General features: G+C 73.2%; 20 protein-coding genes, 1 tRNA gene, 1 other RNA gene and 1 riboswitch. Of the genes, 6 read left to right on the top strand and 16 right to left on the bottom strand.

Translation table 11 applies throughout. The annotated features are described in order from the left end of the window. The first annotated feature begins 90 nt into the window (after positions 1–90). A complete protein-coding gene (leuA, locus tag AD017_RS11685) occupies positions 91–1,887 on the top strand; it encodes a 2-isopropylmalate synthase (RefSeq protein WP_010243967.1) in 1,797 nt (598 codons plus the stop codon). Positions 1,888–1,941: 54 nt separating this feature from the next. Here leuA and AD017_RS11690 read toward each other — a convergent pair whose 3' ends face one another. The 6 genes from AD017_RS11690 to AD017_RS11715 all read right to left on the bottom strand — a co-directional run bounded on the left by AD017_RS11690 (position 1,942) and on the right by AD017_RS11715 (position 8,717). Beyond that, complete coding sequence (locus tag AD017_RS11690) at positions 1,942–3,030, bottom strand: ABC transporter ATP-binding protein (protein ID WP_060574244.1); 1,089 nt, start codon at positions 3,028–3,030, stop codon at positions 1,942–1,944. Then, a complete protein-coding gene (locus AD017_RS11695; protein ID WP_060574245.1) occupies positions 3,027–4,013 on the bottom strand; it encodes an ABC transporter ATP-binding protein in 987 nt (328 codons plus the stop codon). Before AD017_RS11695 ends, AD017_RS11690 begins: the two co-directional genes overlap by 4 nt. Beyond that, positions 4,010–4,939 (bottom strand): ABC transporter permease, encoded by a 930-nt coding sequence (locus AD017_RS11700; protein ID WP_010243973.1) that lies wholly within the window; start codon positions 4,937–4,939, stop codon positions 4,010–4,012. Before AD017_RS11700 ends, AD017_RS11695 begins: the two co-directional genes overlap by 4 nt. Continuing rightward, entirely contained in the window at positions 4,936–5,940 is a 1,005-nt protein-coding gene (locus tag AD017_RS11705) for an ABC transporter permease (protein WP_060574246.1), read from the bottom strand. Before AD017_RS11705 ends, AD017_RS11700 begins: the two co-directional genes overlap by 4 nt. A 75-nt stretch (positions 5,941–6,015) precedes the next feature. Continuing rightward, positions 6,016–7,653: an ABC transporter substrate-binding protein gene (locus tag AD017_RS11710; protein WP_174521797.1), complete on the bottom strand. Its 1,638-nt coding sequence runs from the start codon at positions 7,651–7,653 to the stop codon at positions 6,016–6,018. Between the two features lie 167 nt (positions 7,654–7,820). Then, positions 7,821–8,717, bottom strand: a complete 897-nt coding sequence (locus AD017_RS11715; protein WP_060574247.1) for a helix-turn-helix transcriptional regulator — start codon at positions 8,715–8,717, stop codon at positions 7,821–7,823. A gap of 287 nt (positions 8,718–9,004) precedes the next feature. Here AD017_RS11715 and AD017_RS11720 point away from each other — a divergent pair, with 287 nt between their 5' ends. Further along, positions 9,005–9,208 carry a hypothetical protein gene (locus AD017_RS11720; RefSeq protein WP_029240143.1) on the top strand — a complete coding sequence of 68 codons (204 nt, stop codon included), beginning with the start codon at positions 9,005–9,007 and terminating at the stop codon, positions 9,206–9,208. Positions 9,209–9,343: 135 nt separating this feature from the next. Here the strand turns inward: AD017_RS11720 and recR are convergent, their stop codons facing one another. Then, a complete protein-coding gene (gene recR, locus AD017_RS11725) occupies positions 9,344–9,961 on the bottom strand; it encodes a recombination mediator RecR (protein WP_010243983.1) in 618 nt (205 codons plus the stop codon). 1 nt (position 9,962) lies between these two features. Continuing rightward, entirely contained in the window at positions 9,963–10,277 is a 315-nt protein-coding gene (locus AD017_RS11730; protein WP_010243985.1) for a YbaB/EbfC family nucleoid-associated protein, read from the bottom strand. Between the two features lie 130 nt (positions 10,278–10,407). Between AD017_RS11730 and AD017_RS11735 the strand changes: the two genes are divergently transcribed. After that, entirely contained in the window at positions 10,408–11,199 is a 792-nt protein-coding gene (locus AD017_RS11735; RefSeq protein ID WP_145984046.1) for an N-acetylmuramoyl-L-alanine amidase, read from the top strand. A gap of 16 nt (positions 11,200–11,215) precedes the next feature. On the opposite strand, the gene AD017_RS11740 is transcribed toward AD017_RS11735, so the two are convergent. Beyond that, a complete protein-coding gene (locus tag AD017_RS11740) occupies positions 11,216–13,729 on the bottom strand; it encodes a DNA polymerase III subunit gamma and tau (RefSeq protein WP_060574248.1) in 2,514 nt (837 codons plus the stop codon). A 63-nt stretch (positions 13,730–13,792) separates the two neighbouring features. Then, positions 13,793–13,887, bottom strand: an RNA gene (ffs, locus tag AD017_RS11745) — signal recognition particle sRNA small type. An 80-nt stretch (positions 13,888–13,967) separates the two neighbouring features. Here ffs and AD017_RS11750 point away from each other — a divergent pair. Then, positions 13,968–14,055, top strand: a tRNA-Ser gene (locus AD017_RS11750). Positions 14,056–14,154: 99 nt separating this feature from the next. Here the strand turns inward: AD017_RS11750 and AD017_RS37010 are convergent. Beyond that, entirely contained in the window at positions 14,155–14,289 is a 135-nt protein-coding gene (locus AD017_RS37010) for a hypothetical protein (protein WP_255356987.1), read from the bottom strand. Between the two features lie 339 nt (positions 14,290–14,628). Here AD017_RS37010 and AD017_RS11755 point away from each other — a divergent pair, with 339 nt between their 5' ends. Then, entirely contained in the window at positions 14,629–15,018 is a 390-nt protein-coding gene (locus AD017_RS11755) for a nuclear transport factor 2 family protein (protein ID WP_010227885.1), read from the top strand. 19 nt (positions 15,019–15,037) lie between these two features. Here the strand turns inward: AD017_RS11755 and AD017_RS11760 are convergent, their stop codons facing one another. The 4 genes from AD017_RS11760 to AD017_RS11775 form a co-directional block, all read right to left on the bottom strand. Continuing rightward, on the bottom strand, positions 15,038–15,403 hold the full coding sequence (locus AD017_RS11760; protein WP_010227883.1) for a nuclear transport factor 2 family protein: 366 nt from the start codon (positions 15,401–15,403) through the stop codon (positions 15,038–15,040). Between the two features lie 101 nt (positions 15,404–15,504). Continuing rightward, on the bottom strand, positions 15,505–16,383 hold the full coding sequence (locus AD017_RS11765) for a metal ABC transporter permease (protein WP_060574249.1): 879 nt from the start codon (positions 16,381–16,383) through the stop codon (positions 15,505–15,507). After that, a complete protein-coding gene (locus AD017_RS11770) occupies positions 16,380–17,105 on the bottom strand; it encodes a metal ABC transporter ATP-binding protein (RefSeq protein ID WP_060574250.1) in 726 nt (241 codons plus the stop codon). Before AD017_RS11770 ends, AD017_RS11765 begins: the two co-directional genes overlap by 4 nt. Further along, the gene (locus tag AD017_RS11775; RefSeq protein ID WP_227012725.1) at positions 17,102–17,995 is read right to left on the bottom strand and encodes a metal ABC transporter substrate-binding protein; all 894 of its coding nucleotides are present in this window, start codon (positions 17,993–17,995) and stop codon (positions 17,102–17,104) included. Before AD017_RS11775 ends, AD017_RS11770 begins: the two co-directional genes overlap by 4 nt. A 136-nt stretch (positions 17,996–18,131) precedes the next feature. Further along, a riboswitch (guanidine-III (ykkC-III) riboswitch) is annotated at positions 18,132–18,198 on the top strand. 21 nt (positions 18,199–18,219) lie between these two features. On the opposite strand from AD017_RS11775, the gene AD017_RS11780 reads away from it, so the two are divergent. Beyond that, complete coding sequence (locus tag AD017_RS11780) at positions 18,220–18,534, top strand: multidrug efflux SMR transporter (RefSeq protein WP_060574251.1); 315 nt, start codon at positions 18,220–18,222, stop codon at positions 18,532–18,534. Between the two features lie 64 nt (positions 18,535–18,598). Here AD017_RS11780 and AD017_RS11785 read toward each other — a convergent pair whose 3' ends face one another. Beyond that, positions 18,599–18,919, bottom strand: coding sequence for a hypothetical protein (locus tag AD017_RS11785; protein ID WP_060574252.1), 321 nt, complete (start codon positions 18,917–18,919; stop codon positions 18,599–18,601). Between the last annotated feature and the right edge of the window lies 1 nt (position 18,920).

The raw sequence follows: 18,920 nt of genomic DNA on the forward strand, positions 1-18,920 counted from the left end.
GCGGCGGGGTCTGACCGACCGGCCCCTCGTCGCGGGGTTTCGCGTGTCCGCCGGTCGACGACCGCCGAAGCGCACACATGGAGCACCGAAGTGACCACGTCCCCGGACGCGTACGAGTCCCGCGCCAGCAGCAACGTCCGCACCCCCGCGGGTGCCCCGCACGCCGCCCAGCCCGCCTGGAACCGCCAGCGGGGCTCGCAGATGCCGTTCCACCGGTACAAGCCCTTCCATCAGCTGGTCGAACCGGTCTCGCTGCCGGACCGCACCTGGCCGGACAAGGTCATCGACCGCGCCCCGCTGTGGTGCGCGGTGGACCTGCGCGACGGCAACCAGGCGCTGATCGACCCGATGAGCCCGCTGCGCAAGCGCCGCATGTTCGACCTGCTGGTACGCATGGGCTACAAGCAGATCGAGGTCGGGTTCCCGGCGGCCAGCCAGACCGACTTCGACTTCGTCCGCGAGATCATCGACGAGGACGCGATCCCGGACGACGTCCAGATCCAGGTCCTGACCCAGGCCCGTCCCGAGCTGATCGAGCGGACCTTCGCCGCCTGCGAGGGCGCGCACTCGGCGGTCGTCCACCTCTACAACTCGACGTCGATCCTGCAGCGCCGGGTCGTGTTCCGCTCCGACCGCGCCGGGATCGCCAAGATCGCCACCGACGGCGCCGAGGAGGTCCAGCGCTTCTCCGAGAAGTACCCGGACACCGACTGGACCTTCCAGTACTCGCCGGAGTCCTACACCGGGACCGAGCTGCAGTACGCCGTCGACGTCTGCAACCAGGTCTCCGCGATCTGGCAGCCGACGCCGGAGCACCCGATGATCGTCAACCTGCCAGCGACGGTGGAGATGGCGACCCCGAACGTCTACGCCGACTCCATCGAGTGGATGCACCGGCACCTGGACCGCCGCGACGCGCTGGTCCTGTCCCTGCACCCGCACAACGACCGCGGTTCCGGGATCGCCGCCGCCGAGCTGGGCTACCAGGCCGGCGCCGACCGGATCGAGGGCTGCCTGTTCGGCAACGGCGAGCGCACCGGCAACGTCGACCTGGTCGCGCTGGGCATGAACCTGTTCACGCAGGGCGTCGACCCGCAGATCGACTTCTCGGACATCGACGAGGTCCGCCGCACCGTCGAGTACTGCAACCAGCTGCCGGTCCCGGAGCGCCACCCCTGGGGCGGCGACCTGGTCTACACCGCGTTCTCCGGCTCCCACCAGGACGCGATCAACAAGGGCTTCGACGCGATGCGCGCCGAGGCCGCCGAGGCCGGGCACCCGGTCGAGGAGCACCCGTGGGAGGTCCCGTACCTGCCGGTCGACCCGAAGGACATCGGCCGCACCTACGAGGCCGTCATCCGGGTCAACTCGCAGTCCGGCAAGGGCGGCATCGCCTACGTCATGAAGACCGAGCACCAGATGGAGCTGCCGCGCCGGCTCCAGATCGAGTTCTCGCACGTGATCCAGGCCTACACCGACACCGAGGGCGGTGAGGTCGAGCCGAAGACGATGCGCGACGCGTTCGACACCGAGTACCTGGGCCGCGAGACCCCGCTCAAGCTCGTGCGGCACCGGATCTCGAGCGACGGCGAGGGCCGCGACGAGATCGTCGCGACCGTCCGGGTGGAGTCCGACCTGCACGAGATCACCGGCTCCGGCAACGGCCCCATCGCCGCGTTCGTCGACGCGCTGGCCGGCATCGGGTTCGACGTCCGCGTCCTCGACTACCACGAGCACGCCATGGGCGGCGGGGACGACGCCCGCGCCGCCGCCTACGTCGAGTGCGCCGTCGACGAGAAGGTCTTCTGGGGCGTGGGCATCGACAGCTCGATCACCAGCGCGAGCCTCAAGGCCGTCGTGAGCGCGATCAACCGGGCACTGCGGTAAGCGCTCGTGAGTGGTTGTCGCGGTCCTGACCGCGACAACCACTCACGAGCCGCGTCAGCGGCCCATGGCGTCGGTGATCGAGAAGGTGTGCTCCGGGACCTCGGGACCGGTGTCCGGGGCCGCGACCGTCTCCTCCGGCTCCACCCGGTGCGGGGTGATCCGGCCGTCCCGGATCGCCTCGGCGTGGTGGCAGGCCACCCGGTGCCCGGTCCCGATCTCCCGGAGCTCCGGGCGCTCGGTGTCGCACCGGTCGGCCTGTCGCCACGGGCAGCGGGTGTGGAACCGGCAGCCCGCCGGCGGCGCGGCGGGTGACGGCAGGTCACCGGTGAGCAGGATCCGCTCCCGGCCGTCCTCGGCGGACGGGTCGGGCTGCGGCACCGCGGAGAGCAGCGCCCGGGTGTAGGGGTGCAGCGGCTCGTCGTACAGCGCGCCGGCCGGCGCCTCCTCCACGATCGAGCCCAGGTACATCACCCCCACCCGGTCCGACACGTGCCGGACGACGGCGAGGTCGTGCGCGATCACGAGGTAGGTCAGGCCGAGCTCGCGCTGCAGCGAGCGCAGCAGGTTGAGCACCTGGGCCTGCACGGAGACGTCCAGCGCGGAGACCGGCTCGTCGGCGACGATCAGGTCCGGCTCCACGCACAGCGCCCGGGCGATCCCGATCCGCTGCCGCTGCCCGCCCGAGAACTCGTGCGGGTACCGGCCCAGCGCCGATGCGGGCAGCCCGACGGCGGTCATCAGCCCGCGCAGGCGTTCCGGGTCGTCGCCGAGCCCGTGCGCGGCCATGCCCTCACGCAGCATCGACCCGACCGACTGCCGCGGGTCCAGGCTGGACAGCGGATCCTGGAACACCATCTGGAACCGCTGCCGCATCCGGCGCAACGGCTCGCCCGACAGCGTCGCGACGTCGGTGCCGTCGAACGTCACGGACCCGGCAGTCGGCTCGGTCAGCTTCAGGATCGCCCGCCCGAGGGTGGACTTCCCGCAGCCCGACTCCCCCACGAGCCCGTAGGTCTCGCCGCGCTCGATCCGCAGGGCCACGCCGTCGACCGCGCGGACGTGCCCGATCGTGCGCTGCACGAGCACGCCACGGGTGATCGGGAAGTGCACCTCGAGGCCGTCGACATCCAGCAACGCGGTCATGCGTCGGCTCCCACCGGGTTGTGGCACCGCAGCAGCCGGTCGGGATCCGACTCGGCCGCCGGTGTGCGGGACGTGCAGGTCTCCAGGGCGCGCGGGCACCGTGGGGCGAACGCGCACGCGTCGTCCCACGGGAGGTTGTCGGCCACCGACCCGCTGATGGCGGGCAGTTCGTCGGCCGGGTCCGAGTCCAGCCGCGGGATCGACCCGATCAGGCCCGACGTGTACGGGTGGCGCGGGCGGGCGAACAGGGCGTGCCGCTCGGCCCGCTCCACCACCCGTCCCCCGTAGAGGACGTTGACCCGGTCGCACAGCCCCGCGACGACGCCGAGGTCGTGCGTGATCATCACCAGTGCGGTCCCGGTCTCCGCGACGAGCTCGCGCAGCAGCTCCAGGATCTGCGCCTGGATGGTGACGTCGAGCGCGGTGGTCGGTTCGTCCGCGATCAGCAGCCGCGGCCGGCAGGCGAGCGCGATCGCGATCAGCGCGCGCTGCCGCATCCCGCCCGACATCTGGTGCGGGTACGAGGTCAGCCGCCGTGCCGGATCGGGGATCCCCACCCGGTCCAGCAGCGAGACCGCCTCGGCGCGGGCCTGCCCCTTCGACATGCCCCGGTGCCGGATCAGCGCCTCGGTGATCTGCACCCCGACCGGCACCACCGGGTTCAGCGAGGACAGCGGGTCCTGGAACACCATCCCGATGTCGCGGCCCCGGCGTTCCCGGAGCTCGGCGTCGGAGAGGGTGAGCAGGTCGACGGGCGGCTCGCCGTCGAGCGTCACCCGGCCGGACACCCGCGGGGTGCGGCCCGGCAGCAGGCCCATGATCGCCAGCGAGGTGACGGACTTGCCGCAGCCGGACTCACCGACCAGCCCCACGACCTCGCCGGGACGGACGTCGAACGACACCCCGTCGACGGCCGTGACGGTCGGCTCGCCCTTGCGCACGAACCGGACGGACAGGTCCTCCACGGACAGCAGCGGGTTCATCGGCGCCCCTTCGGGTCGAGGGCCTCGCGCAGCGACTCGCCGAGCAGCGTGAACCCGAGCGCGACGATGATGATCGCGATCGCCGGGTAGAACGCCAGTGCGGGCCGCACGTCCAGGTACGGCTGGGCCGACGCGAGCATCAGCCCCCACTCCGCGCGGGCCGGGTCGGCGTCGCCGAGGCCGAGGAAGGACAGCGCGGCGGCGTCCAGGATGGCGGTGGCCAGTGTGAGCGTGGCCTGGACGATCACCGGCCCGATCGCATTGGGCAGCATGTGCCGCAGCACGACGGCCCGGCGCCGGACGCCGAGCGCGGTCGCCGCGAGGACGTGGTCGGACTCGCGCTGGGCGAGCATCGAGCCGCGCAGCAGCCGGGCGAAGATCGGAACGTTCACCAGCGCCACCGCGATGATCACCGTGGTCTGGCTGGGCCGGGCGGCGAGCGCGGCGATCGAGATCGCGAGCAGCAGCGACGGGATCGACAGCAGCACGTCGGTGACCCGCATGAGCACGGTGTCCACCCACCCGCCGACGGCGCCCGCGACCGCCCCGACGACGACCCCGGCGGCCAGCCCGAACAGCGTCGCCAGCACGCCGACCAGCAACGTCTGCCGCGAGGCCAGGATCATCCGGGAGAACTCGTCGCGGCCGTTCTGGTCCGAGCCGAACGGGAACCCGTCCTGCGGGCCGGGGATCGAGCCGGGCCGCAGCTCGTCGAGCAGCTCCGGGAACGCCTGGCCCGGGTCGTGCGGCGCGATCAGCGGCGCGCACAGGGACACGAGCACGAACAGCCCGACGATGACGGCCCCGGTGATCGCCGTGGGGCTGCGCCGCAGCCGGCGCAGCGCGTCGGCGCCGAGACTGCGGCCCGCCGTGTCGTCGATCTTCTCGCGGCGGCGCTGCGCCCAGGTGGTGGTCGGGGCGCTCATCGCAGCCTCACCCTCGGGTCGATCAGCGCGTACGAGAGGTCGACGAGCAGGTTGACCAGGACGTAGATCAGCGCGCCGAGCAGCACGACGGCCTGCAGCCGCGGGTAGTCGCGGCGCTCGATGCCGACCGCGATCAGCGTCCCGATCCCGCCCCAGTTGAAGACCTTCTCGGTGAGCACCGCACCGGCGAGGAGCAGACCGGTCTGCAGACCGATCGTCGTCGACACCGGCAGCAGGGCGTTGCGCAGGACGTGCCGCCCACGGACCGTGCCGGGGGCGAGGCCCTTCGCGTTCGCGGTGCGGACGAAGTCGGACCCCAGCACGTCCAGCACGGACGCCCGGGTGATGCGGACGATCACGGCGAGCGGGATCGTCGCGAGCGTCAGCGCGGGCAGCACCAGGTGCACGATCGCGTCCCAGCTCGCGTCGAACTCGCGGGTCAGGAACCCGTCGAGGATCGCGAACCCGGTGACCGGCGTGGCGTCGATGTCGACCGCCTGCCGCCCGGACGGCGGGAGCAGCCCGAACTCGACGGCGAACACCTGCTTGAGCACGTAGCCGAGGAAGAACACCGGGACGGCGACGCCGACCAGGGTGGCCAGGATCGTCAGGTTGTCCCACGGCCGTCCGCGGTGGCGGGCCGCGACGTAGCCGAGCGGGATGCCGGCGAGCACCGCGATCAGCAGCGCGGCGGCCCCGAGCTCGATGGTGGCGGGCAGGGCCCGGCCCAGCTCGGTGAGAACCGGGTCGCCGCTGACCAGCGACGCCCCGAAGTCGCCGGTGGCAGCGCGGCCGAGATAGCGGAAGTACTGGATCCAGATCGGCTGGTCCAGGCCCAGGGTGCGGTTGAGCGCCGCGATCGACTCCGGGGTCGCCTTGTCGCCGAGCAGCGCCGTGGCCGGCCCGCCGGGCAGCGAGCGCAGCCAGGCGAACAACAGCACGGACAGGATCAGCAACGTGGGGATCACCTGGAGCAGGCGGCGCGCGACGAAGCGCAGCATGCGTGGATGTCCTCTGTGGTGGGGGACGGCACGGGCCCTCCGCGCCGCGGGGTCGCCGCGGCGCGGAGGACGTGGTCAGTTCTTGCTGACGGTGTAGAAGCGCTCGTCGGTCAGCGGGGACGGGACGACGCCCTGGACGTTGTCCTTCACGACGATCGCGGGACCGGTCGTCAGGATCGGCACGGCCGGGAGGTACTTCCCGACGATGTCGGAGTTGACCTGCTCGTACGCCGCGGCGTGGCCGGCCGGGTCCGGGATCGCGTCGGCCTTGGCGAGCGCGTCGTACATCGCCGGGTCCTGCGGGCCGAACTCCGCCTTCTCCCGGCCGAAGAACGTGCCGACGAAGTTGCCGGCGTCGTTGTAGTCGCCGGTCCAGCCGAGCATGTGGAGGTCGTGCTTGCCGGCCTTCTGGACGTCGTCCTTGTAGCCGCCGTTCCACGGCCGCGCGACCGGGTTCACGGTGATGCCCACGGCCTGGAGGTTCGCCGACATCGCCGAGAACAGGTCGGCCGGGTTCGGCATGTAGGGCCGGGTGACCTCGGTCGGGTAGTAGAAGTTCAGGGTCAGGTTCTGCGCACCTGCCTCGGCGAGCAGCTGCTTGGCCTTCTCCGGGTCGTACGGGTACTGGGTGACGTCCTGTGCGTAGCCCGCGACGGTCGGCGGGACGAACTCCTGCGCGACGGCCGAGCCCTCGGGCATCTTGGTCCGCACCAGCGACTCCCGGTCGATGGCGTAGGCGATCGCCTGCCGGACCCGGACGTCCTTCAGGGCGGGGTTGTTCTTGGTGTTGATGCCGACGTAGAGGATCGAGAACGGGTCACGGATCAGGATCTGGTTGCCCTGCTCCTTCAAGGTCCCGTAGTCGGCGGGACTCGGGTAGTCGTAGCCGTCGATGGTGCCGGCGGCGAGCTCCTGCTTGCGGGCGTTCTCGTCCGGGATGACCTTGAAGATCAGCTTGTCGACCTTGGCCTTCTCGCCCCAGTAGTCGTCGTTGCGGGCGAGCGTGATGGTGCCGTTGGCCTTGTCGTAGCTCTCGAACCGGAACGGCCCGGTGCCGGTCGGGTGCTCGTTCGCGTAGGCCGGGTAGGTGAAGGAGTCACCGCTCTGGGTGACGGCGTCGGCGTCGTACTGCTGCAACGCAGTCGGGCTGGAGATCGACAGCGAGGTCAGTCCGAACGCGGCCGGGAACGCGCCCTTGAACTTGTTCAGCTGCAGCACCGCGGTGGTCGGGTTCTCCGCGGTGCAGGACTTGTAGACGGGGTCGCCGGAGGCGTCGCCCTCGTTCTTCGCGAAGCCCTCGAAGACGTCGCCGTAGTAGATCATCTGGCTCTGGGCGGCGGCGCCCTGCATGGTGTACCAGCGGTCGAAGTTGAAGCAGACGGCCGCGGCGTCGAACGGTGTGCCGTCGTGGAAGGTGACGCCCTCACGCAGGGTGAACGTCCAGGTCTTCCCGTCCGGTGACGACTGCCAGGCCGTCGCGAGGCCGGGCTCCAGCTCCGTGGTGCCCTGCTTGTAGGTGATCAGGGTGTCGAACATCTGGCGCGCCGGGCGGAAGCTCTCGCCGTCGTCGTTCCAGATCGGGTCGAAGTTCTTCGGCGCACCGGCGGCACCGAAGACGAAGTTCCCGCCGCTCTCACCACCGGAGCCACCGCGCTCCGACGCCGCACACGCCGTCATCGTCAGTGCCAGCAGCCCGGCCGTGGCCGCCGTCATCCACCGTCTGGCTCGCATCAGTTCCCCCACTCGGTAGCCGGGGCATGCCTCCACGATGTTTGCGCGGTGACACCCGGATGAACCGGGAACCTATAGCGGTCCGTTACCTGCCGGTAGACCTTCGCGTCACGAAAGGGCTACGAAGTGGGACGGATGTACCGTTCCCGTTACGCCGGGGCGGTGCCCGCGGCGGCGCGGTGCCGGTCCCGGTACGCCGCGACGACCTCACGGGACGCCTCCGGTTCGAGCGCGTCCCGGCGCACGTCGGCGAGCACCCGCCGGAAGGCGTCGAGATCCTTCGGCGAGTCGAGGAACGCCTCTCCCGTGTGACCCTCCGTGTGCACGAGGTCCGACCCGAGCTCGTCGGGGATCTCCAGCACCGCGACGCGTCCGGTGTGCGCCCGCTGGACGCCCGCCGAGAACGGCAGGACCAGCAGGATCACGTTCGGCAGCCGGGAGAGGTCGAGGAGCCGGTCCAGCTGCCCCGCCATCACCTCCGGGCCGCCGGTCCCCCGGGCGAGCACCGACTCGTCGATCACCGAGCGCAACCGCAGCGGCGGGTCGGCGGTGAGCGCCTCGTGCCGGCGGCGGCGCAGGTGGACCAGCTGGTCGATCTCCCACTCGTCGTGCCGGGGCAACCGGGCGCGGAGGACGGCGCGGGCGTACTCGGGCGTCTGCAGCAGGCCGTGCAGGACCGAGAGGTCGAACGCGTCGACGCCGACCGCATCGGTCTCCACGGCGGCGTACCGGCCCGGCGCGGGGAGCTCGTACCGATCGGTGCGCAGCCCCTCGGTGAAGGGTTCCCACCACCCCCGGGTCCGGCTCTGCGTGACGAGCCGCCGGAGCATGTCCGCCTCGACCTCGGCGACGCCGCCGTAGAGGGCGAGGAGCGCGTCGACGTCACCGGCGCGGGGCACCCCCTTGCCGTTCTCCAGCCTGCTGATCTTCGAGGTCGAGCAGGCGAGGCCGCGGGCGACGTCGTCGAGCTTCATCCCGGCGTTGCCCCGCAGGCGGCGCAGCTCCGCACCGAGGCGGCGCCGCGCACCGACCGGCTCCTGCTCCACCCCGCCCTCCCGGTGCCTCCGGTCCGCCCGACCGCGGACCCCGGGTCATGCAACCACATCCCCCGTGCAATCTCCCGGGTCGTGCAATTTTCATCAGCTTTGCAATTGCACGGCACATCCGGATCCGGCACCCTGGGACGTACCCGGACGTGACGGGCAGCACACCGCACGGCACTGCCGGGGGACGCACACCACGAGCAGAACAGAAGGGAGAACGACATGATCCGCAAGGCACAGGTGCCGCACACCGGCAAGCACCAGAGCACCCGCACCGGGCGGTGGTCGCCGTGATCGCCCTGGTCACGCTGGTCCTCTCCGGACTGGCGGTCGTCGTCATCACGGCGATCGTGATCGGGGTGACCGAGTCCCGCCAGAACGGGGCGTGGCGCCGGATCGCGGCCGAACGCCGGCGGGCGTGGGAGCGCAGGCAGCGCCAGCTGCACCGCAGCCCGCACCACGTCGACGCGTGGGGCGACGAGGACACCGACTAGAAGCACGACCCGGGCCCCGAGGCCCCGGGAGGAAGGAACGGCGCAGCGGCGGGGGGTTGCTGCGCCGGGTGGCCGGTCCACGTCCGTTCCGGACGGCGCCGGCCGTTCGCCGTTCCGGGGCCGGCCGTCCCGGAGCTACAACGCGCGACGGCCGGCGAGCGCGCGGCCGAGGGTCATCTCGTCGGCGAACTCGAGATCGCCGCCCATCGGCAGCCCCGACGCCAGCCGGGTGACGGTCAGCCCGGGGAAGTCCCGGAGCAGCCGGACCAGGTAGGTCGCCGTCGCCTCGCCCTCGGTGTTCGGGTCGGTGGCGATGATGACCTCGGAGATCGACGTCTCGTCCTGCGCGGGGCCGGTGCCACCGAGCCGGGCGAGCAGCTCGCGGATCCGCAGCGTGTCCGGGCCGACCCCGGCCAGCGGGTCGAGCGCGCCACCGAGCACGTGGTAGCGCCCCTTGAACTCGCGGGTCCGCTCCACGGCCAGGACGTCCTTGGGCTCCTCGACCACGCACAGCAGCGCCGGGTCACGGCGGGCGTCCGAGCAGTACCGGCAGCGGGTGTCGGAGGAGACGTTCCCGCAGACCTCGCAGAACGCGACGCCCTGCTTGACCGTCTGCAGGACCTCCTGGAGCCGGGCGATGTCCGCCGGATCCGCCGCCAGCAGGTGGAACGCGATCCGCTGGGCGCTCTTCGGACCGACGCCCGGCAGGCGGCCGAGCTCGTCGATCAGATCCTGTACGGGGCCTTCGAACACCTCAGGCGCCCGGGAGGCCCAGGCCGCCCATGTCGAGGCCGCCGGCCAGCGGGCCCATCTTCTCCTGCTGCAGCTCCTGGGCGCGGCGGACCGCGTCGGACATCGCGCCGGCGACGAGGTCCTGCAGGGTCTCGACGTCGTCCGGGTCGACGACCTTCGGGTCGATCCGGACCGAGCGCGGCTCCAGGCCGGCGGTGACGGTGACCTCGACGAGGCCGTTACCGGCCTGGCCGGTCACCTCCGCCTCGGCGAGCTCCGCCTGGGCCTGCTGCAGCTGCTGCTGCATCTTCTGGGCCTGCTGCAGGATCATCTGCATGTCGGGCTGACCGGGTTGCACGGCGTACCCCTCGCTGTCGGGTCCCGGCCCGCGCGTCCGGGTGTGTCACCCCGACACGGCCGGTGCGGACGTCTCCCCCACCAGGGTAGCCGTGTCAGGCTGTCGCACCGTGGTCACCCCGATCCGCTCCGCCGCCGTCGCCGCCCTGGCCGCAGCCGCGCTGTGCACGGGATGCACACCGCCGCCCGAGCCCGGCCCGGCCGCCGCGGACACCACCTCCCGGACCACCCCGGTCGCCGCCCGCACACCGGACCCGCCGGCACCGGTCGTGCTCCTCGATCCCGGCCACAACGGCGGGAACGCCGCGGCCCGGACGGCGATCACCCGCCAGGTCCCGGACGGGCGCGGTGGGACGAAACCGTGCAACACGACCGGCACCTCCACCTCGGACGGCTATCCCGAGCACGCCTTCACCTGGGACCTCGCCCAGCGGGTCCGGACCCGGCTGGAGGCCGCCGGGGTGCGGGTGGTCATGACCCGGACCGACGACGACGGCGTCGGCCCCTGCGTCGACGAGCGCGGCGCGGCCGCCCGCCGGGCCGGCGCCGTGGCCGCGGTGTCGCTGCACGCCGACGGATCGAGCCCGTCGGCCCGCGGCTTCCACGTCGCCTACGCGGACCCACCGGTGCACGGGACCGGACCGGAGTCGCTGCGGCTCGCCACCACGCTGCGCGACGCGCTGCGCTCCGACGGGATCCCGCCCGCCGACTACATCGGACGGGACGGACTCGACGGGCGCGACGACCTCGCCGGGCTGAACACGTCCGCCGTCCCGACAGCGCTGGTCGAGGCGGGGAACATGCGCAACCCCGCCGAGGCCGCGGCGATGTCGAGCCCGCAGGGCCGGGACCGCTACGCGGCCGCCGTGAGCGCCGGGGTGCTCGCCCACCTCGAGCGCTGACCCCGCGGGCCCGACGTCACTTCGGGTCGACGGTGCGGGCGCCCAGGTGCTCCTGCAGGATCCCGAGCGCCGCGGCCTCCGGATCGCGCCGCACACCCGGTGCCGACGCCTCGGCCGCGGCCTCCGCGAGCATCGCCTCCTCCTCGTCGGCCTGGCTGGCGCGCGGGGACGGCGCTCCCTGCCCGCCCGCCGCGGTACGGCCGCCCCGGGCGGGTCCACCCTCGTGCGGGTCGGGTGGTGCATCCTCCGGCGGGGGCTCGGGCGGCAGCGGGATGTCGCCGTCCGGACCGCCCTGGCGCCGGGCCGGACGAGCCTGCGCCCCGTCGCCCTGCTGCGCGGCCTGCCGCTGGGACGGTCGCTGCGGGACCGGGCGCTGCTGGCGTTCCGGCGCGGCCCGGCGCTGCTGCCCGGCCGCCTCGCCCTGGTCGCAGCGGACCTGCCACTGCACGCCGAGCACCGCGCGCAGCGCCTCGCTGATCACGTCGGTGTTGCGCGACTCGGAGAGCCGCCGGGCCAGCGGCGGGGCGCCGATCGCCAGCACCAGGGTGTCCCCGTCGACCGCCCGGACGGTGGCGTTGACCAGCAGCGCCTCGGTGCTGCGGCTGCGCTGGCGGACGGCCGCGAGGATCTCCGGCCACACCCGTCGGACGGCGGTCGCGTCCAGCGACGCGACCGCGGGCGCGGGCTGCGCCGACGACGGCGGGACCGCGTCCGCGGGGGCCCCGTCGCGCGGCGGGTCGGGGTGCCTCGCCGCCTCGTCCGGCCCGGCCCCGGGCTGTGGCTCGGGGGCCGGCGTGGTCCGGTGTCCGGGGGCCGGCGGGAGCGGCTCGGCCGCCTGATCCCTCGCGGCGGGCTCGCCCGCGGCGGCGGTACTCCCCGCGGGAGCCGGCTCCCCCACGGGAGCCTGCGGCTCCGTGGTGGCCTCCTGCTCCGTGGTGGCCTGCGGCGGCGAGCCGGTGGCCTGCGGGGTGACGGAGGCTCCAGCGGCCTCGCTCCGCGGCTCGACGGAGCTCTCGGTGTCGGTCTCCGGGACGGGACGCTCCGGCGCCTGCCGTGTACCGCCCGACCCTGCCGCGGGCCCTGCACCGCTGGACTCCGCACCCGCCACCCGCTCGGCGGCGGGTGCGGGCTCGGCCGCCGCGCCGTCACGGGCGTCGTCGTCACCGGCGCCGGCCTGCTCCCGCGCCGGGGCGGCCCCGCCGGCCGGCACCGCCGCGGTCGTCGAGGCGCCGCGACCGTTCCCGGCGGCAGGAGCGGACCCGCCGTCGGCCGCGGCCGGCCGCGACGCCGCGTCGCCACCCTGACCGGACCGCTCGCTGGGCCGCACGAAGCGCTTGGCGGCCCCGCCGTCGTCGCCGGGGTCGACGGCGATCGCATTGCGCCGCTCGATCCGCTCCAGCCGCTCGAGGAGCCCGCCGTCCGACGTCGTCGCCGCCGGCAGCAGCATCCGGGCGCACAGCAGCTCCAGCAGCAGCCGCGGAGCCGTCGCGCCCCGCATGTCGATCAGGCCCTGGTGCAGGATCTCGCCGTAGCGGGTCAGCGCGGCCGGACCGAGCCGGGCCGCCTGGTCGGCCATCCGGGAGAGCTCGTCCTCGGCACCGTCGACCAGCCCCTGCTCCGCGGCGTCCGGGACGACCTGGACCAGCATCAGGTCGCGGAAGCGCTGCAACAGGTCGGACGCGAACCGGCGGGGATCGTGACCGGCCTCGACGAGCCGGTCGACCGCGCCGTAGACGGCGGCCCCGTCGGCCGCGGCGAGCGCGTCCACCGCGTCGTCGATGAGGCCCGAGTCGGTGACCCCGAGCAGGGCGACGGCCCGCTCGTAGGTGACCCCGCCGTCGCCCGCACCGGCCAGCAGCTGGTCCAGCACCGACAGCGTGTCCCGCGCCGAGCCGCCGCCGGCCCGGATGACCAGCGGGAACACCGGCGGCGCGACGGTGACCTCCTCGTCGCCGCAGATCCTCTCCAGCAGCGAGCGCATGGTCCCCGGCGGGATCAGCCGGAACGGGTAGTGGTGGGTGCGCGAGCGGATCGTCGACAGCACCTTGTCCGGCTCGGTGGTCGCGAACACGAACACCAGGTGCTCCGGCGGCTCCTCGACGATCTTGAGCAGCGCGTTGAAGCCCTGGGTGGTGACCATGTGCGCCTCGTCGACCACGAACACGCGGTACCGCGACTCGGCGGGCGCGTAGAACGCACGGTCACGCAGCTCGCGCGCGTCCTCGACACCACCGTGCGAGGCCGCGTCGAGCTCGATGACGTCGATGTTCCCCGGACCCTCGGGTGCGAGCGACACGCAGGACCCGCACTCGCCGCACGGGTCCGGCGTGGGCCCCTGGACGCAGTTCAGCGAGCGGGCCAGGATCCGCGCCGACGACGTCTTCCCGCAGCCGCGCGGGCCCGAGAACAGGTACGCATGGTTGACCCGCCCCGCGGACAGGGCAGTGGCCAGGGGCTCGGTGACGTGCTCCTGCCCCACGACGTCGGCCAGCTTGGCCGGGCGGTACTTGCGGTACAGAGCCAGAGCCACGCCGCGAGGTTACCGAGGGGGGCCGACGGTTTCCGACACCGGGAACACCGACCGGCCGGAGACAGAAGGGGACCCCGCGCACCCGCCAGAGCCTGTTGACCCTTGCTGCCTTCCGGCCCTGGGGGAGTTCACAGGATGGACGCCGCACGGGGTCCACGGACAGTGTGCCACGGAGCGGGCCCGCCGGGGCCGAGGGGGCCGTGACGGACGGCCCCGGGCGGCAGGTAACCTTCTTCGCGGAGGATTCGCCTAGTGGCCTAGGGCGCACGCTTGGAAAGCGTGTTGGGAGCAATCCCTCACGGGTTCAAATCCCGTATCCTCCGCCAGCCTGAACAGGCAGAGCGCCGGGCACACCCCACGGGTGGCCCGGCGTTCGGCGTTCCGGACGCAGGTGCGGCCGCCGTGCCGCCGCCCGGGGCCGCGACTCAGGACGGGTGCACCTCGATCAGCACGAGACCCGTCGGAGTCTGCTGACGCCGGTGCAGCTCACGACCGCACGCGTCGAGCAGCGCTTCGAGCACCTCGGTGCTGAGCTCGGCCGGATCGATCATCGAGGGCACCGACACCACCTGCGACCTCTCGTGAGGCCTTCCCTCCACGGCTACCTCCTCGTTGCCGGCCGGGCAGCTCCGGGCCGCAGCCCGGAACCGTCGCGGAGGTCGACGTCGCGACGACATGAGGAGATTCACATCACACCGTGGTGGCATTGGTGCGCAAGGGAATCAGCACGACTGGTCGGAGACTGGCCATTCGGTGCGCATCGCGGACATACGGCCGGTCGGGACCGGACGGTGGGCTGCCCCTCGCGCGTCGCCGGTCGTGGAGCGGAATGAAACCGGGGACGTCCCGGTTGGGCGGTCCGTCCGGACCGAACACCGCACAGCGGAGGCTAGCCCGTCATGACCGGCACCGACCTGCAGGCCAACAAGGACAACGTCCGGGCGTTCTACGACCTGATGTTCAACGGGTGCAGGCCCGCCGAGGCGCTGGAGCGCTACGCCGGGGACACCTACACCCAGCACAACGTGCACGTCGCCGACGGCAAGCAGGCCTTCGTCGACTACTTCGAACGGATGGCCGCGGAGTACCCCGGCAAGCACGTGCGGTTCGTCCGTGTCGTCGCCGAGGGCGACCTGGTCGTGCTGCACTGCCACCAGACCTGGCCGGGTGGCGACGACTACGCCGGGATCGACATCTTCCGCGTGGACGACGACGGCCGGATCGTCGAGCACTGGGACGTCCTGCAGGTCGTCCCGGCGACCTCGGCCAACGACAACGGCATGTTCTGACCCGGCCGCGGGTCGCCGTTCAGCCCACGACGGACGCGTGGGCGGCGAGCACCTGCCAGCCCGCGCCGTCGTCGTGCGCCCAGGTGCGGGTGTAGCGGACCCGGGCGGCGAACGCCTCGCCCGCCGTCTCCCCCTCCAGCGCGACGAGCACCCAGGTGACCCCGGTCGGGCCGGCCACCCGGGTGCGGAGCTCCAGCTCCTCGCTCCGCCGCAGGACCTGTGCACCGTCACGGTGGGCCCGCAGGTCGTCGGCCTTGGCCAGGACCGTCCCGTCCGGGCCCGTGAACAGCGCCGCGTCGTCGAGCAGGGCGTCCAGCTCCGTGACGTCGGAGGCGAGCTGGGCGGCCTGCAGCCGCCGTTCGGCCGTGCGGAGGTCGTCGTCCATGCGGCCGGACGGTAGTCCGGGCGGCACTGCGGGGTGCCCGCCGTTCGCTCCGGGCGGATCGCTGCGCCGCCCGCGAACCCGCCGTCGCGACGACCCGGCCGTCACCCCGCCCGCCGGGCACCGGGTTCCTGCACCGCGGGACGCCGCCCGGCCAGGTACCGCGCGATCACGCCGTGCCGCGGCCCGAACAGGTACGCCAGCGCGAACGCCGTGGCCAGGCTGACCACCACCGCACCCCCGGTGGAGACGTTCGCGTAGTAGCTGACATAGGTGCCCGCCACCCCGGCGACGACCGCCACCCCGACGGCGAGGAGCAGCATCCGCTCCATCCGGTCCGTCAGCAGGAAGGCCGTCGCCCCGGGGATGATCAGCACCGCCACCACCAGCACGATCCCGACAGCCTGCAGCGCGACCACGACGGCGAGCGCGAGCAGCCCGAGCAGCAGGGCCTCCACCCGGCGCGGGTCGATCCCGACCGCGTGCGCGTGCACCCGGTCGAACGCGACCAGGGTGAAGTCCCGCCGGCGCAGCGCGACCACCGCGATCGTCACGAGGCCCAGCACGACGATCTGGACGACGTCGGCGACGGACAGCCCGAGCAGGTTCCCGAACAGGATGTGGGACAGGTCGGTGTCGCTGGGAGTGCGCGAGATCAGGATCAGCCCGAGCGCGAACAGCCCGGTGAACACGACGCCGATCGCGGCGTCCTCCTTCACCCGCGACGTCCGCCGGACCAGCCCGATCAGACCGACGGCACCGGCGCCGAACACGAACGCGCCGATCCCGAACGGGATCCCGACGATGTAGGACAGCACCACCCCGGGCAGCACCGCGTGCGACACGGCGTCGCCCATCAGCGACCAGCCGACGAGGGTCAGCCAGCAGGACAGCAGCGCGCCGACCGAGCCCGCCACGACCGCGACGAGCAGCGCACGCTGCATGAACCCGAACTGCAGCGGCTCCAGCACCCAGGCGATCATGTGGCGGAGAACCCGAACACGCGGCCCAGCACCCCGGGGGTGAGCACCTCGCCCGGCGGGCCGTCGGCCAGCAGCCGGTTGGCCAGCAGGACCGCCCGGTCGCACAGCCGCTCGACGCCGCCGATGTCGTGCGTCGACACGAGGACGGTGCGGCCGGCGTCGCGCAGCTCGTGCAGGACCGCCGTCATCGCCTCCTGCGTGCCGTGGTCGACACCGGCGAACGGCTCGTCGAGCAGCAGCAGCGGCGCGTCCTGGGCGATCGCCCTGGCGAGGAACACCCGCTTGCGCTGACCGCCCGACAGCCTGCCGATCTGCCGGTCGGCCAGGCCGGTCAGGCCGACCCGCTCCAGCGCGTCGGCGACGGCCGTCCGGTCGGCCGCCCGGGGCCTGCGACCGATCCCCATGCGGCCGTAGCGCCCGGTCATGACGACCTCGTGCGCGACGATCGGGAAGTCCCTGTCGATCGCCTCGGCCTGCGGCATGTACGCGATCGCGGCCGCCCGCCGGGCCGCGCGGACGTCACCGTCGCCGACCCGGACGGTGCCGGCGTGCGGCCGGACCAGCCCCATGACGGCGGAGAACAGTGTCGACTTGCCGGAGCCGTTGGTCCCCAGCAGCCCGCAGACGGTGCCGGCGCCGAGCCGGAGGTCGACGCCGTCGAGCGCGATGACCTCGCCGTAGCGCACCGACAGGCCGGTCACCTCCAGCACCGCGGCGGTCACGGCTGCGCCCCCGTCAGCCCGTCCGAGATCACCCGGGCGTCGTGCCGGAGCAGGTCGAGGTAGCTGGGTACCGGACCGCCCTCCTCGGACAGCGAGTCGACGTAGAGCGGGCCCGCCAGCCGGGCGCCGGTCTCGGCGGCGACCTGCCGCTGCGCGGAGTCGTTCACGGTGCTCTCGCAGAACACGGCGGGCACCGCGTCGTCCCGGACGACGGCGATCGTCGACGCGATCTGGTCCGGGGTGCCCTCGGCGTCGCTGTTCACCGGCCACAGGTAGGACTCCCGCAGCCCCATGTCCCGGGCCAGGTAGGAGAACGCGCCCTCACAGGTCACGAGCACCCGCTGGGCGTCGGGGAGTCGGCCCAGGTCGGCCCGGAGCTCCTCCCCGACCTGCCGGATCCGCTCGGCGTAGCCGGCCGCGTTGGCGGTGTAGACGTCGCGTCCCGCCGGGTCGAGCTCCACGAGCGCGTCGCGGATGTTCGCGACGTAGCGCTCGCCGGCCACCGGCGACATCCAGGCGTGCGGGTTCGGGCGGTCGCGGTACTCCCCCGCGGCGATCGGCAGCACGTCGACGCCGTCGCTCACGGTCGCCGACCGGGCCTCGGACCGGTCCACGAACTGCTCGAACCAGCGCTCCAGACCGAGCCCGTTGTCGAGCACCAGGTCCGCGTCCGCGCCGCGCACCAGGTCACCGGGGACCGGCTCGTAGTCGTGGATCTCCGCCCCGGGGCGGGTGATCGACTCGACCCGGACCCGGTCGCCGCCGACCTCGCGGGCCATGTCGGCGATCACGGTGAAGGTCGCCAGCACCACCGGACGCGGGTCGTCCGGGTCCGCGGGCTCCGGCCCCGCTCCGCACCCGGCGAGGACCAGCACGCAGGCCAGTACCACCCCAGATGTTCGCCAAGCCATAGACCGTGAGTTAGGCATGCCGAACATTATGCGGGAGGAATCACCGACGAGCAAGATCCGTGGTCGGACCGGTCACCATCGCTTGCCCGTCCCGCGCGACCGGGCAGACTGGGGTCCGGACCGCCGCACGGCGGGCTCCCCGGACGAGACGCGCCGTACCCGGATCGCCAAGACGACGCAGCTGTCCGGGAGGAGCGCTCGTCATGGCGTGGATCTATCTGGTCGTCTCCGGCCTGCTGGAGACGGTGTGGGCCGCGGCCCTGTCACAGAGCCGGGGCTTCAGCCGGCTGACGCCGTCGATCGTCTTCGGCGTGGCGCTGGTGCTGAGCATGGGCGGGCTGTCGCTGGCCCTGCGGGAACTGCCGGTCGGGACCGCGTACGCGATCTGGGTCGGCATCGGCGCGGTCGGCACGGCGGTCTACGGGATGGCCGCGCTGGGCGAGCCCGCGTCGACCGCGCGGCTGCTGTGCCTGGTGGCGATCGTCGGCGGCGTGGTCGGGCTGAAGCTCGCCCACTAGAACGACGACGGCGGGGCCGGTCCGGGTCTCCCCGGTCCGACCCCGCCGCCGCGCGGGGAGCCCCTTACTCGAAGGGTCCGTTCACCAGCAGCCCACCGACCGGGCCCTCGACGAACCGCGGGTCCGCCTGCGGGAACTCGGTGTCGGTGCCGTTGACGCCGTCCGGCCGGTTGCTCGACGAGAAACCGTCGAGCGCGTCGAAGAGGCCATAGGCGGCAGTGTCCGCCGTGGCTCCCACGGCGTCGACACCCTGGGTCGGGCTCTGGGTGCTGGGGTAGCCGTGCTCGTCGTCGCCGGTGTCGGCGGCGGCGAACCCTGCCAGCGGGAACGCCACGGCACCGAGGGCGCCCACGGCGACCAGGGTCCGGCGCATCCGGTTCTTCATC

The sequence above is a fragment of the Pseudonocardia sp. EC080619-01 genome (assembly GCF_001420995.1).
GTDB lineage: Bacteria > Actinomycetota > Actinomycetes > Mycobacteriales > Pseudonocardiaceae > Pseudonocardia.